The organism is Rhizobium sp. WW_1 (assembly GCF_003610155.1).
GTDB lineage: Bacteria > Pseudomonadota > Alphaproteobacteria > Rhizobiales > Rhizobiaceae > Rhizobium > Rhizobium tropici_A.
Genome location: NZ_RAIN01000005.1, coordinates 370,539 through 384,650 on the forward strand (window position 1 = coordinate 370,539; position 14,112 = coordinate 384,650).

At 57.3% G+C, this 14,112-nt stretch carries 11 protein-coding genes and 3 pseudogenes; 11 read left to right on the forward strand and 3 right to left on the reverse strand.

Annotated elements, in window-relative coordinates; translation table 11 throughout:
• Window positions 1-111: 111 nt before the first annotated feature.
• From BJ928_RS17450 to BJ928_RS17485, 8 genes are all read left to right on the forward strand, one after another.
• Window positions 112-1,011, forward strand: coding sequence for a sugar ABC transporter permease (locus BJ928_RS17450; RefSeq protein ID WP_047631164.1), 900 nt, complete (start codon window positions 112-114; stop codon window positions 1,009-1,011).
• The gene (locus tag BJ928_RS17455; protein WP_047631162.1) at window positions 1,008-1,937 is read left to right on the forward strand and encodes a carbohydrate ABC transporter permease; all 930 of its coding nucleotides are present in this window, start codon (window positions 1,008-1,010) and stop codon (window positions 1,935-1,937) included. Before BJ928_RS17450 ends, BJ928_RS17455 begins: the two co-directional genes overlap by 4 nt.
• An 8-nt stretch (window positions 1,938-1,945) precedes the next feature.
• Window positions 1,946-3,046 (forward strand): ABC transporter ATP-binding protein, encoded by a 1,101-nt coding sequence (locus BJ928_RS17460; protein ID WP_047631160.1) that lies wholly within the window; start codon window positions 1,946-1,948, stop codon window positions 3,044-3,046.
• A gap of 12 nt (window positions 3,047-3,058) precedes the next feature.
• Complete coding sequence (locus BJ928_RS17465) at window positions 3,059-4,303, forward strand: ABC transporter substrate-binding protein (RefSeq protein WP_047631159.1); 1,245 nt, start codon at window positions 3,059-3,061, stop codon at window positions 4,301-4,303.
• Window positions 4,304-4,383: 80 nt separating this feature from the next.
• Entirely contained in the window at window positions 4,384-4,863 is a 480-nt protein-coding gene (locus BJ928_RS17470) for a VOC family protein (RefSeq protein WP_047631544.1), read from the forward strand.
• A gap of 66 nt (window positions 4,864-4,929) precedes the next feature.
• A complete protein-coding gene (locus tag BJ928_RS17475; RefSeq protein WP_047631156.1) occupies window positions 4,930-5,685 on the forward strand; it encodes a sugar phosphate isomerase/epimerase in 756 nt (251 codons plus the stop codon).
• A 9-nt stretch (window positions 5,686-5,694) separates the two neighbouring features.
• Entirely contained in the window at window positions 5,695-6,891 is a 1,197-nt protein-coding gene (locus tag BJ928_RS17480) for a mandelate racemase/muconate lactonizing enzyme family protein (protein ID WP_047631155.1), read from the forward strand.
• A 240-nt stretch (window positions 6,892-7,131) separates the two neighbouring features.
• A complete protein-coding gene (locus BJ928_RS17485; RefSeq protein ID WP_047631153.1) occupies window positions 7,132-9,054 on the forward strand; it encodes a S9 family peptidase in 1,923 nt (640 codons plus the stop codon).
• 59 nt (window positions 9,055-9,113) lie between these two features.
• On the opposite strand, the gene BJ928_RS17490 is transcribed toward BJ928_RS17485, so the two are convergent.
• Both BJ928_RS17490 and BJ928_RS17495 read right to left on the reverse strand, forming a co-directional pair.
• Window positions 9,114-9,512 carry a type II toxin-antitoxin system VapC family toxin gene (locus BJ928_RS17490; protein ID WP_047631151.1) on the reverse strand — a complete coding sequence of 133 codons (399 nt, stop codon included), beginning with the start codon at window positions 9,510-9,512 and terminating at the stop codon, window positions 9,114-9,116.
• Window positions 9,509-9,760 (reverse strand): AbrB/MazE/SpoVT family DNA-binding domain-containing protein, encoded by a 252-nt coding sequence (locus BJ928_RS17495; protein WP_047631149.1) that lies wholly within the window; start codon window positions 9,758-9,760, stop codon window positions 9,509-9,511. Before BJ928_RS17495 ends, BJ928_RS17490 begins: the two co-directional genes overlap by 4 nt.
• A 275-nt stretch (window positions 9,761-10,035) precedes the next feature.
• Between BJ928_RS17495 and BJ928_RS17500 the strand changes: the two are divergent.
• Window positions 10,036-10,319 (forward strand): annotated as a pseudogene (locus BJ928_RS17500) (methyl-accepting chemotaxis protein); the annotation flags it as partial.
• 182 nt (window positions 10,320-10,501) lie between these two features.
• On the opposite strand, the gene BJ928_RS17505 reads toward BJ928_RS17500, so the two are convergent.
• Window positions 10,502-10,921, reverse strand: coding sequence for a hypothetical protein (locus tag BJ928_RS17505; protein ID WP_245432392.1), 420 nt, complete (start codon window positions 10,919-10,921; stop codon window positions 10,502-10,504).
• A gap of 406 nt (window positions 10,922-11,327) precedes the next feature.
• Here BJ928_RS17505 and BJ928_RS17510 point away from each other — a divergent pair.
• Window positions 11,328-12,318 (forward strand): annotated as a pseudogene (locus BJ928_RS17510) (IS5 family transposase).
• 1,045 nt (window positions 12,319-13,363) lie between these two features.
• Window positions 13,364-13,918: pseudogene (locus BJ928_RS17515) on the forward strand (IS3 family transposase); the annotation flags it as partial.
• Between the last annotated feature and the right edge of the window lie 194 nt (window positions 13,919-14,112).

The following is a 14,112-nucleotide window of genomic DNA, read 5'->3' on the forward strand; positions in this document are numbered from 1 at the left end:
CGATCGGCAAATACATGCTTGACGCCTTCCGAGAAGGCGATAGTATTAACGTTAATATCGCGATGTGCAAGGGCTGGAGGAGGCCGCACTCGCTGATCGGGAGGAAAATCGATGGCATTGAGATGGAGCCGGGTCACCCCGCAGCTTGCGCTCGCGCCTGCCGTGTTGATTACGGTCGTGGCGTTCGTCGGATCGATCGTCTGGACCATCGTGCTTTCGTTCACCCGCAGCCGGCGCCTTCCGGACTATGAGATCGATTGGTCCAATCCTTTGCGCCAATACATCAGGCTCTTTGCCGACGCGGGCTGGGAGATATCGCTTCGCAATCTGATCGTGCTGGCGATCGGCAGCGCGCTTGCGATCGTGCTCGGCTTCATTCTTGCTGCCATGATCGAGAGAGAGCGGCGTGGCGAGGATGTGTTTCGCACCGTCTTTCTTTATCCGCTCGCCGTTTCGCTGATCGTCACGGGTGTCGCCTGGCGCTGGATTTTCAATCCGCAGCTCGGGCTTGAGAATTTCCTGCACGGCATCGGCCTTACCGGCGTCAGCTTCAATTGGTTGAATGATGGCCAGACGGCGATGTATGCGATCATTCTCGCCTCCGTCTGGCAGAGCTCCGGCTTTTATATGGCACTCATGCTCGCCGGTCTGAAGGGGATCAATCAGGAGATCTGGAGTGCTGCTCGCATCGATGGTGTCAGCCTCTGGCGTGTCTATCTCGAAGTCATCATCCCGATGATGAAGTTTACCTTTCTCACCTGCGCGATCCTGCTCTCACTTGGGGTCATCAAGGCTTATGACATCATCGTTGCGATGACCAATGGCGGTCCCGGCCAATCTACATGGCTGCCGGCCTACTTCACGATCAAGGCGATGACCGAGAAGGGCAATCTCGGCTACGCGTCGGCCGCCGCCTCGATGATGCTTGTCGTGACCCTGGCGATTTTCCTGCCTCTCGTAGCGTTGACCGCCTGGCAGCAGCACGCAGCCCGCAAGGGAGGTCACGCGTGAGCGATATCGCAACCGTCAGGCCCCCGGTCACCGCGACTGAAGCATCGGTGGAAGTCATGTTCCCGCGAGCCAAGAAGCGCATCAGGGGGCGCTCGATCGCTGTGCTTGTCTTCCTGACCATGGCGGCGCTCTTCTTCTGCGTACCGCTTTATGTACTCGTCGTCACCTCGTTCAAGTCGATGGATCAGATCCGCGAAGGCGCCATCTTCTCGCTGCCGCGGCAATGGACGATCGAGCCGTGGATCTATGCATGGAGCCAGGCCTGTTCCGGCATCACCTGCACCGGCCTTCGCGGCGGCTTCTGGAATTCCGTCGCCATCCTGTTTCCGTCGCTGATCGCCTCGATTTCGCTTTCGGCCGTGACGGGCTATGCCCTGGCGCTATGGAACGTCCGATGGACCGGCGCATTCCTGTTTCTTCTGTTTCTTTGCGCCTTCGTGCCGTTCCAGATCATCATGTATCCATTGATCGTCATCACGGTCGGCATGGGGATCTACGGCACGCTCTGGGCTGTCGCCTTCATCCATACCGTCCTCTCCATGCCGGTTCTGACGCTGATCTTTCGAAACTACTACAAGGATATCCCTGCCGATCTCACCAAGGCGGCAATCATGGACTCCGGCTCGTTCTGGCAGATCTTCGTCGAGATCATCCTGCCAATGTCGGGCAATATCCTGATCGTCGTCCTGATCATGCAGGTCACACATATCTGGAACGACTATCTGATCGGCGTGACGTTCGGCGGCCTGGGTGCTGCGCCGATGACGGTCAATCTCGCGAACATGGTGACGGTATCGACGGGCACGGTTGCCTACAATGCCAACATGGCTGCAGCACTGCTGACCGCCATTCCACCTCTGTTCATCTATTTCCTCCTCGGCAAGTTCTTCGTGCAGGGAATCGCCGCCGGTGCGATCAAGGGTTAGGGCAACGGATGCCAAGTGTTTCCTTCGAGCATATCGTCAAGAAATATGGTGAGGTGAAAGTCCTCTCGGGCCTCAATCTGGCGATCGACCATAGCGACTTCCTCGTGCTGCTCGGGCCGTCGGGATGCGGCAAGACGACATTGCTGAACCTGCTGGCGGGCCTTGTCGACGTGTCCAGCGGTCGCATCATGATCGGCGCGCGCGACGTCACCGAGCTCGATCCCAAAGATCGCGGGCTGGCGATGGTCTTCCAGTCCTATGCGCTTTATCCGACGAAGACAGTGGAGGGGAATTTGCGTTTCGGCCTCTCCGCCCTTAAGCTACCGCGCGAGGAGGCGGATCGGCGGATCAAATGGGCGGCAAGCCTGCTGCAGCTTGAGGCTTTGATGGGTCGCAAGCCGGCCCAGCTTTCCGGCGGCCAGCGCCAGCGCGTTGCCATCGGTCGAGCCCTCGTCAAACATGCCGACGTTCTGCTTTTCGATGAGCCCTTGTCCAATCTCGACGCCAAGCTTCGCACCGAGATGCGGCTCGAGATCAAGAAACTGCACGAGGAGCTGAAACCGACCGTCGTCTATGTGACACATGACCAGATCGAGGCGATGACCATGGCAACCAAGATTGCCGTGATGAACGGCGGCGAGATCCAGCAGTTCGGCACGCCTGACGAGGTTTACGAGCAGCCGGCAAATCTCTTCGTCGCCGGCTTCATCGGCTCGCCGGCCATGAATCTCATCGAAGCCAGTGCCGTATGGGACGGGGAGCGATTGAGCGCGATTGCGGCTGACGGTTTGCACTTCGATCTCTCGGGCTATGACTATTGCACTCGGCATCCGTCCCAGGACCAGCCGATCATCATCGGCATGCGGCCCGAGCATTTCGTCATTGGCGAGCCTTCGTCTTCCGCCGCCTGTTCCCTTCAGTTGCCGGTGCGGATCGTCGAGCGCACGGGGTCCGACGCAATCCTGTCGCTTAGCTTTGGCTCCTTGTTGATCGCTGTGCGCATCGAGCCGGATCGCGCCGCCAGACTGAAGGTCGGTGAGCTCGTGACCGTGACCTATCCCAGGACAAAATTGAATCTTTTCGACGCCCAGAGCGGGCGGAGGCTTTAGTGGGAGGAAGGCATGCTGAGAAACTGGAAAAAGGCATGGCTGGTGGCGTCGATCGTCATCTGCCCGATGGTCGTTCACGCCGAAGACCTGGTCATCTATCAGAAATGGTCGTCGCCGGCGGAGGTCGCAGCTCTCAACGTCCTGAAGAAGGCTGCCGAAGAGAAAGGGATAAAATGGATCGACATCACCATCCCGCATGACACCGGCTCCAACGTCAATCTCATGAACCTGGTAACGGGTGGGCAGCCCCCGAACGTGTTTTCCGAAAACAATCCAGCCGTTTACCGCGATCTGACCAATATGGGGCTTGGCCGTCCGCTGACGGATGTCTTCAAGGCGGATGGGGCGCTGGATAAGTTTCCACCCTCCGTGATCAAGTCGATCACCGTCGACGACCAGATCATGAAGATCCCGCTCGGCATCCACATCGACGGCATGCTCTACTACAATATTGAAGCAGCGAAAAAGGCCGGCGTCGATCCTTCGAAATGGACGTCCTTGGACGAGATGTATGCGGATTTCGACAAGATCAGGAAGGCCGGCATAGTACCGTTGGCACTCGGCGCGCAACAATGGCAGGTCGGCTATCTCACCCATACGTTGGTTGCGAGCGTGGGCGGCGCTGATCTCTTTACCAGGATCTACGGACCGAAGCCGGATGAGGCAGCGCTCGATGCGCCTGAGCTTCGAACCGCGTTTGAATGGCTGCGCAAGTTCCAGAAGGCTTCCGATCCCGGTTCCGTCAATCGCGACTGGAACATGACCACCAACATGGTGATCGAGGGGCAGGCGTTGATGCAGATCCATGGGGACTGGATGAAGGGCGAATGGCGCGCTGCGGGCAAGGAGGCCGGCAAGGATTTCGGCTGCTTGCAGATACCCGGTGCAAAGGCGCTGTCGGTGACGGTCGATGCCTGGGGTATCCTTGGCAAGCAGTCTCCCGAAAAGGACGCAGCGGAAGTCGAGTTCGCCAAGCTTATCGTCGATCCGAAGATAAATGCCGCCTTCGCCGCGGCGAAGGGTTCGACGCCAGTGCGCACTGATGTCGATCCATCGACGCTCGATGCCTGCTCCAAGAATGTCCTCGATATGCTGAAGGACCCCGCACACCAGGTGCAGAACCCGCATTCGATGGTCGATGCCGACTGGCAGTCGGCGATCTGGGAAGTCGCATTCAACTATTGGAGCAATCCGAACATGACGGTGGACCAGGCGGTAGCCGCGCTCAAGGACCAGTATGAAGCCATTCTCAAATAGCGACTGGAAACATGACACTCTGTATGGCGGCAAGCTGTCTTGCCGCCGAGAGCGAAATAAGAATGGAAGGTGTGATAGACATGGACTCGAGACTTCTTGATGAAGACGCGGTTATGCAGATCTGCTTTGTCACCGACGACGTGGTGAAATCTGCGCGGTGGTTTTCGGATCTGACCGGCAAGCCTATGCCCAAGGAAGGAAGGGCTGCCGAGCCGGATGTGGCGCAGGCGATTTATGATGGCAAGCCGGCCGCCGTTGGCTGCCGTATCATGATGTTCAAGTTCGGTAATATCGATGTAGAGTTCCTTCAGCCTGGGCCGGAGAAAAGTGCCTGGCGCGACCTGCTGGAGGCAAAGGGGCCGGGTTGCCACCATATAGCGTTTCGCACCCGCAATCTGACGAAGCGCAACGCCTTTCTCGAGAGCAAAGGCCACCAGCTCCTGCAACGCGGCGAATTCGATGGCGGCCATGGCCGCTATGCCTACTACGACACCGTCAAGGCGCTTGGCGTCATGGTCGAATTGCTGGAATTCGACAACGATAAAGAACCGCAAGGCTGATATCTGCCGGCTCCGTTGAGCAGAGGGCCGGCCATCTCCGACGTTCATCCCCCAGAGAGCAAATCCATGGCTTATCCGATCGCATATCAACTGTACTCATCGAGGAATTTCCCACCGCTTCATGCGCAATTTCCCCTGCTGAAGGCCCTGGGCTATGATGCGATCGAGCCGTGGTTGCCGGCCTATGAAAGCGATCCCACGTTGTTCCGGCGGCAGATCGATGATGCAGGCCTTGCCTGTCTCGGATTTCATATGCCACTGAAGGGGCTGGTCGCCGAGCCGGACCGCTTCATCGAGATCGCGCAGACGCTGGGTGCGACCTACATGATCCCACCCTTCGTACCGAAGGAGGAGCGTATCGATACCGCCGACTACTGGAAGGGCATCGGCGAACAGCTTGCGCGGGGTGCCGAGCGCACGGCGCGACACGGCCTGAAGGTTGCGTGGCACAACCACGATTTCGAGTACATGCCGCTTGCGGATGGTACACGGCCGATCGATCACATTCTGGGGGCCGATGATGAGGTCGTTTTCGAGATCGATTGCGGCTGGATCACGCGGGCTGGTGCCGATCCCGCCGCGGAACTGGAGCGTTATGCCGATCGCATCATCGCCATCCAGACCAAGGATACGGCTCCGTTTGGAACAACGGTCGACGACGGCTGGGTCGCGACAGGTGACGGCGTCATCGATTGGGCGGCCCTTGTGCCCTACTTCCGCAGGACCCGGGCGGACCACATCGTCACGGAGCACGACAATCCCTCTGATTGGTACCGCTTTGCCACGCGATCGATCGACCATATCCGCGCGCTCGGCTTGTAGGGGGGCAAGGTGAAGATCGTCGACGTCAAATGCGCCGTCATCGGCTCAAGCCCTGTTATCCGCATAGTCACCGATGCCGGCATCGACGGCTATGCACAGGCGGAAACCTGGAAGCCGTTTCTGAAGCCCTATATTCTCGCGTTTCGGGAGGCGCTCATCGGCCTCGATCCGACCGACGTCGAGCGCGTGATGCTGCGCATCCGGCAGCGTGGCGGTTTCAAGCCCTGGGGGGCAGTCGTCAGCATCATCGAGATAGCCCTATGGGACATTGCCGGCAAGGCGGCGGGTGTTCCGGTCTACAAACTTCTGGGCGGGAAGGTGCGCGATCGGGTCCGTGTCTATAATGGTGCGGTCCGCAAACCGATGAGCGGCTTTTCGCCGGCGGACTATGCCAAGAGTTGCCGTGAAATGAAGGCGGCGGGCGAGGGTTTCACCATCGTCAAGCAGCCGATCGGCTTTCACAGCCGCATGCGCGTCGAGGTGCCGGATTTCTTCTATGGCGATCCGGAAGCAGGCGGAATGCACGGCGCGCACGATCGCGGGCTGCTGACCGAGCGTGGGCTCAAACACATGGTCGCCTGTGTGGCCGCGATGAAGGAGGAGCTGGGTGACGAAATCGGCCTGGCGCTCGATTGCGGCCCCGGTTGGACCGTGCCGGATGCGATCCGCTTTGCCAGGGCGGTCGAACCGTTCAATCTGGTCTGGCTGGAAGATATGCTGACCGGCGATTATTCACCTTTTGTCAACGCGGATGTCTATCGCGATCTGACCCTGTCGACATCGACGCCGATCCATACGGGGGAGCAGATCTATCTCAGGCAGAACTTCAAGCCGCTGATCGAAAACAAGGCCGTCAACGTCATCGGGCCGGACCCCAGTGACGTTGGCGGTATTGCCGAACTCAAATGGATCGCCGAATATGCCGACCTGCACGGTATCCTGATGGCCCCGCACGGAACGGCCAATGGTCTTTTGGGACTGGCCGCGCTCGTCCAGGTCTGTGCAACGCTTCCGCACAATTATGTGGCATTCGAATACACGATCGGTGATCCGTCCTGGTGGTACGATATTGTCGATGGTCTGCCAGATCCGCTTGTCACCGACGGCCATATCGGCGTCTGGGATGCTCCCGGACTCGGAGTGACGTTGAATACGGACAGAGCGAGGGCCTATCTGACAAAGGAGGACCATGCGTTCTTTGATTGATGCTGCTAGTCGAGCGAATTCTGTCGGCGGTGTGCGCGCCGCAACGATAAATCAGGCTGTGGCGCACGCCCGCATTCTAGCCACCGTCCGGCAGCGCATTTGGCGGAGTCCAATGGCAACGTCCGTCCAGCCTTTGCGTCATCGCATTGTCGGAAACGATATTGTTACTCGCAGCCATTGCGATGCCTGATATGTTCACCGTGGGGTTTATGTCTTTTGAACCAGGCCACGGAGTGTCCCTTGACCGCCCAATCCCTCATTCCACGCAAGCTGCTATTCGCCAACGCCAACGCCTTTGGCGGTAGGCTCTCGCCCGACGGGCAATGGCTGACCTGGATCGCACCATTTGAGGGCGTGCTCAACATCTGGATCGCCCCGGCCGCTGAGCCCCACTCCGGAGGGCCTTTGACACGGACAAAGGGTCGGCCGATTACTTGGCAGGAGTGGACGGCTGACGGACGCTTCGTGATCTTTGTTAACGATGAGACTGGCGATGAGAACAATCACGTTTTCATCGTTGATCCCCGCACGAAAGAGCTGCGCGATCTGACGCCGATTGACGGTGTAAGCGCACAGATAAAAATGTGGTCGAGGCAGGTTCCCGGAAAAATCGTCGTTGGGCTCAACGATCGCGATCCGCGTTGGCACGATCTCTATATCGTTGACGCAGTCACAGGCGAGCGAGACTTGCTTTGGCTCAACACGCAAGATTTCGGGAACATCGACGTCGATTGGCAGCTTCGCCCGAGGTGCGCCCGATCGTCGTCGCTGGATGGCGGATCGAAATTATGGCGGATAGACGGTGATGAGGTTACCCCTTGGATGGACCTCGATCATGTCGACAGTTGGCTCACGGGGCCGATTATATTTCATGGCGACAACAATCGTCTGTTGATGCAAACCTGCGTCGCTCGCGAGACGGCGGTCTTTACCTGGCTCGATTGGCGGAGCGGCGAGGAAACCGTTATCGTCGGGCATCCGCGCTTTGACGTGCGGAACGTTCTCGTTCATCCCACAACGTTCGACCTGGAAGCAGCCAGCATCGTTGGAGCGCGTCAGGACTGGCTTTATGTCGCGCCTCAGGTTCAGGCTGATTTTGAGATTATTCGCAATACCTTGCCTGGGTTTGAATTCAATATCGTTAGCCAGTCCGACGAGAACCGGACCTGGATTGTCGATGCCCATAAGGCCGAACAGGCTTTGACCACCTTCCTTTACGATCGCGACAAGGGAACCATGACCGAACTGTTTCGAGCGCGGCCCGCGCTCGATTCCTATAAGCTCGCGCCGATGCGTCCTGTCGAAGCGAAATCACGCGACGGCCTTGATCTGCTTTCCTACCTCACCCTGCCCGCCGGCATCACAACCGAGCGGCCGGATACTCCCTTGCCGATGGTGCTCGATGTGCATGGCGGGCCGTGGTCCCGCGATCTCTACGGCTATCGCGGTGACCACCAATGGCTCGCCGATCGCGGTTATGCCGTGTTGTCGGTCAACTATCGTGGGTCGATGGGCTTCGGAAAAGCGTTTGTTGCGGCCAGCGAAAAACAACATGCCGCAAAGATGCACGACGATCTCATCGACATGGTCGATTGGGCGATCCGCGAAGGCATAGCGGACAAGTCGAGGATCGCAATATTTGGCGCATCCTATGGCGGCTATGCATCGTTTGTCGGCGCTACATTCACCCCCGATGTCTTTTGCTGCAGCGTGCCTGGGGTCGGCATCACCAATCTGCAGACATTGCTGGAATCGATGCCGCCTTATTGGTCCGGCTTTGCTGACTTTATGTATCGCAGCTACGGTGATCCCAAGACGGACAATGGACAGGCCCTCTTGGCCGAACGTTCGCCCATCCATAAGGTCGACCGCATCAAGAGGCCGATGCTGATTTTCCATGGCGCGAACGATGTGCGTTGCAAGATTGCTGAAAGCGATACGATCGTTGCGGCCATGCAGGCCAACGGAATACCTGTGACTTATGTTGTCTTTCCAGACGAGGGACACGGCTTTGCGAAGCCAGGCAATAGGATCGCCTATTTGGCCTTGGCCGAAGCATTCTTTGCGATGCATCTCGGCGGCAAGTGCGAACCCTTTGGTAGTGATCTCGACGACTCAAGCCATCAAATTCGGTCGGGAGCGGAAATTTTCGACATGTTCTAAGATTGCAAGGTGCTCCAAAGCCCTCGCTGACCTTCGGATGTCACGACGTCGTTTTGCTGTTAGAGCAGAAGCCGTGCGGTCTCACCTTGCTGTGTCAGGAGTTCTACTGCTTGCTTATCGAACGACACAAAGGTTTCTCCGCCCAGCCAATTGCCTTCATAGGCCATTATGCCGTCTGCGAAGTCACCCCCGGCTTCGAGGATTGCAAGACCTGCCTCAACCGCAGGCCGGTTCATTACGACGTTTCCGGCGTCCAGCAGATCACGGATTGTTAGGGCAACATCTTCCTTTGACAGCTTGGCGCCACGGCGAAGTATCCAGACCAGTTCGCACAGGCAGGGCAGGGAAACCGCGATCAACGACGCTTCTTTCAGCAGTGTGCTAGCCGCGCTGCCTTGCGCCGGATCGTCTTGCAGAACAGCGCGAGCTAGGACATTTGTGTCGACTGAGATCTTCACTCTTCACCCGCCCAACCCGAAGCGGCGATCTCGTTCATTTCCTCGATCGTTATAGGCTTTTTGACCTTCCCAGCGTGCCGGCCGATGAAATTATCAATGGTGCCTGTTGGCCGGGCCGCCTTCACCCGGAGTTCGCCACCCGGTAGCTTGTCGAAGTCAATCCGTTCGCCAGGCTTGATGCCCAGATGTTGCAGCAAATCCCGCTTTAGGGTGACCTGTCCTTTCATTGTGACCGCTAGCGACGTCATCGGTGATCCTTTCTGTAAGATGACGTATATGGTAATTGAAAATCTCATTACCAGCAATCGATATCGGATGCCGGGATTGAAGTTCGCGCACCCCACGGCTTACCGGGAGACCAATCAGACCGAGCTTAAGTCCCCTGGTTTTTAGGTGCCTTCAGGCAGCCAGTCGCGAGCAGTATCAAGCTTCCCTCTCTCCGCTGGTGCCTAGACGCAGGTGCAGGTCCGATTTAACAAACACAAAGTGCCCACGTCCCATCCATTTCCGATGAGGTGCCGGTACCCGCGAACAGGCGACCGGCCTGCAGGAGATCAACACGGCCGTCAACAGCATCGACCAGGGGACGCAACAGAACGCCGCCATGGTCGAGGAATCCACCGCCGCAAGCTATAGCCTCGCCAAGGAGGTTACCGCGCTGAACGACCTTCTGGGAGAATTCAACCTGCAGAACGGCCGAAACCATGCACGACCCGTCGTCGCAACGAAACGCTCCAGCCCGGCCGCATCGTCGGCGCGTTCGCCGGCTCTGGCGCGGCGGCAGCGGCTTCCTGGGAAGAGTTTTAATCTATAGGTCTTGCGATAGTGCGATCGAGGATAGTTCGGCGTAGCCTGCGTCTAGAGATCGCACAATCGTTCTCGCCCAAGAAGAGTAAGAAGCGCCGTGTTGGCCTTCATTAGAGATCGGATACGCCGGAGAACGGCCGGTGTTCCTGCAAAAGCCGCCACATTCCTTTGCCCGAGAAATCCTATTTGGGATCCTCATAGGTATACAGCGCGCACATTTCGGAACTGCTTCTGGGCGCTTGCTTACCAGTGAAGACGGCAATGGCCGTTGTCTCCGATCCATCGGCCCATGATGCCACAAAGGTAACGTCGCCCGAGCCGCAGAGTTGGTTGCCATTTTGCAGTTCCGGATCGGCCGGTTCTTTGACACGATAAACTGAAGCCGGCACCAAGCGGCCATTCGCGTTGAAGTGATCTGCGACGAGATCGGAGAATTCGAGCGTCTCGCCATTTTCGAACTTGATACTGAAATCGTCGAGCCAGACGTCACCGGTGATGCTCATGGCTGTGTTGCTCATCGCCGTATAGTGATCTGCTTGCTGGGCGAATGCTGCAGAGGCGGTGAAGATGGTGATGAGGCCGGAAAGCAGAACGCGGTGCATTTTAATCCTTGAGAAAGTCGTTTGAAAGGGCTTGCCTTGCCACGAGCATCGCATCTTTTGTATCAAAAGCAGAGGATCATTTTGGGGAGCATGACAAGAAGATTTCAAAATCCCGCGCTAGGATCGAACGTCATTTAGCCTGCAGTTGATGTCGTGCCCGAAAATCATGTTCGGAGCGTTTGCGGAAGGGAGCGAAATCTTACGCCTCATGCCGCACAGTACAAAAACTAAATTACAACATATGAGCGGTCGGGCCACTTCGTCGAGAAGCGCTGTTTTCGTAGCTCGGCGCCTGGTGCACGGAACGATGTCTCGATTGTTCCATCGCTTCGGGGCATTGGTGCACGGATCATTTAGTGATCGCGGTTTAGGCGGGCTGCAATCTCAATAGCCGGTTGCCGCAGCCATGCCTTTCAAACACAATTCTTCCCGCCGCCATCGTATAGGCAAGATGAAATTCAAGGTGACGAACTGGCCTGAATATGAGGCGGGGCTACGCGAACGCGGCAGCCTGACCCCTATGGCTGACGCCGGAAGCGCTTGTTGGTTGGGCTGCGCCACGACGCAAGACCCGCGGCGGTCAGCCGCGCTATTCCGATCGCGCGATTGAGACCGCCTTGACGCTGGGCCTGGTGTTCGGTCTACGCCTGCGTCAGACCGAAGGCTTGCTGGGGTCGCTGCTGCAATTGATGGGGCTGGCGCTCGCCGTCCCTGATCATACCACGCTCAGCCGACGGGCGCAGACGTGACGATCGCCCAACAGCCGGTCGGATCGGCAGAGACCACCGAGCGTACCGGTGCATGTTCTTGTCGACAGCAGCGGTCTTGAGATCTATGGCGCGGGTCAGTGGCTGGAGGAGAAGCATGGCGCCAAAACCCGCCGCGGTTGGCGCAAGTTGCATCTGGCACTGGATGCCGATAGTGGCGAGATCATCGCCCACACGATGAGCGACCAGGATACGGGGGATGCCTCACAGGTGGGCCTACTTCTCGATCAGATCGACGGTCCAATCGGACGGTTCACCGCCGATGGCGCCTATGATGGAAAGCCCACCTACGACACGATCATCGGCCACAGCGCCGATGCTGCCATCGTCATTCCGCCACGCGTCAACGCAGTCGAACCGAACGAAGATCAACCGTCCGGCCAAAGGGACCAGCATATCGCGGCAATCAGCCGAGACGGCCGGATGAAATGGCAAGCCTCCACCGATTACGGCCGGAGCGCGTTGGTCGAGACCGCCATCGGCCGATACAAGTCCATTATCGGGCGGCGTCTGCGGGCTCGATCGCCTCACGCTCAGCAGACGGAAGCCGCCATCGGCTGCGCCATCCTCAACCGCATGCTTGGCTGTGCACGTCCAAAATCCGTTCGCCGCTCGTCAAAGGTAGCGTAGCCCACGTCATCTAAGATCGAGATCCGCGATGCTTCGGATCCATGCATCAACGCTGAGACAAGGGCATCATCGCCTACGGAACCGAGGAAGATCGACAGAAGTTGGCGATCCTCGCGGACACTTACGGAGTTTCCGGAAGCGAGCTACTGATCAAGATGTTAAGAGACCGCTTCGAGCAACTTTTCGAACGGGGCCTTCTACCACAAGCTGACAGCATGTCTTAAGCTACCGCGAAACCAGTCGGTCCAATGTGGAGGCTTTACTTGCGCTACCATCACAAGCTTGGGGAAGTCTATTTCCTATCGTTCGCTTTTCTAGCGATCGGGGCAGGCTCAAGCCTAGCTCAAAATACTGTAGCCCAGCAGGTCTTGCCGATAGTGAAAATTCAACAGTCAAATTGCACATTCCCAAGCCCTTTACCCATTTCCACATGCACTTCTAATGCTTACGTGGTGGGGTCTGATGGGGGCGTCTCGAAGTGTGCAGCGAGCATGCAGGCTGCTTTCGACAAAGCCAAAGGGAAATGGATAATCACCAAGCCGGCTTCCGGCACTTGCAATTATTTGTTCAAGGCGAACGGCGCTGCAACCGGGCCGTTCTCGGTCGATCTGGATATCGACGCGCCATTCCAATCAACCCCAACAAGCCCTCGTTACAATCGATCAATATGGACTGCGTCGCCAACATCGGACCCAACTGCCAACAATGTAACGGCTTGTCTCATGTATTTTGTTGGCGGCACAGGGGCCATGCCTGACGGAACTGATCCGCTTTCGAGTTGCGCTTCATTCGTGACACCGCCGGATCCTTGCTGCGGGCCGCCGAAGCCTCACAACTGAGCAACTATCGGGCGAAATAGTTCCACAATAGAACTTATATGTTATTAGCCGGCTAATTATATCTCAATTGGATAATTGCCGATTGGCCCAGTGGTGGCGTCAGGGTCCAATCGACCTTCCCGGACAACCCGAGATTACCGAATGGGTTCTCACGATGATGCTGGCAGAGGAACACTAGCCGCCGGCATGTATGCGAGCGAAGGTCCGCATCTTCAATTGCTTTGAATACGCAGCTTCCTTCCCGCGACTTCCATGCAAAAACACCGAACGAGAAATGGCTCACGGACATCACCGAATTCCAGATCCCAGCCGGTAAAGTGTATCTCTCGCCTATCATAGATTGCTTCGATGGCATGGTGATCAGTTGGTCGATTGGAACGCAACCTGATGCTGGGCTAGTCAACACGATGCTGGACGCCGCTATTAACACAGTTACCGATGCCGAAGGCGGAACAATCGTCCATTCGGATCGTGGAGCGCATTATCGCTGGCCCGGCTGGCTCACTCGGATCAGCGATGCGAAGCTGGTTCGTTCAATGTCCCGCAAGGGCTGTTCACAGGATAATGCAGCGTGCGAAGGCTTCTTCGGCCGATTGAAAACGGAACTCTTCTACCCGCGAGACTGGAAGAGCATCACAATCGAGCAGTTTGTCCGCGAGGTTGATGCCTACATCCGATGGTACAATGAAAAGCGCATCAAATTATCACTGGGCTCACGCAGTCCAGTCGAATATCGAGAAAGCCTTGGCCTAACTGTATAAATTAGTCCAACTTTTTATCCGCATCCCCGTCGGGTCAGCTCTCAGTGGAAATCAACAACGAGCCTTGGATACAGTGGCATAGCTTCACTCCCTTGATGACCGTTTGAAACTACGGTGATGACTGATTGAAAGTCAAGGAGTGACTAATTGAAATCTACATGGCGGCTGATTGACACCTGAGCCCAATGGAAGCA

Excerpts from the sequence above, each read along its gene's own strand:
- BJ928_RS17495 (WP_047631149.1), bottom strand. The coding sequence starts at position 9,760 with ATGACGTCGCTAGCGGTCACAATGAAAGGACAGGTCACCCTAAAGCGG.
- BJ928_RS17460 (WP_047631160.1), top strand. The coding sequence starts at position 1,946 with ATGCCAAGTGTTTCCTTCGAGCATATCGTCAAGAAATATGGTGAGGTG.
- BJ928_RS17475 (WP_047631156.1), top strand. The coding sequence starts at position 4,930 with ATGGCTTATCCGATCGCATATCAACTGTACTCATCGAGGAATTTCCCA.
- BJ928_RS17450 (WP_047631164.1), top strand. The coding sequence starts at position 112 with ATGGCATTGAGATGGAGCCGGGTCACCCCGCAGCTTGCGCTCGCGCCT.
- BJ928_RS17505 (WP_245432392.1), bottom strand. The coding sequence starts at position 10,921 with ATGCACCGCGTTCTGCTTTCCGGCCTCATCACCATCTTCACCGCCTCT.
- BJ928_RS17470 (WP_047631544.1), top strand. The coding sequence starts at position 4,384 with ATGGACTCGAGACTTCTTGATGAAGACGCGGTTATGCAGATCTGCTTT.
- BJ928_RS17465 (WP_047631159.1), top strand. The coding sequence starts at position 3,059 with ATGCTGAGAAACTGGAAAAAGGCATGGCTGGTGGCGTCGATCGTCATC.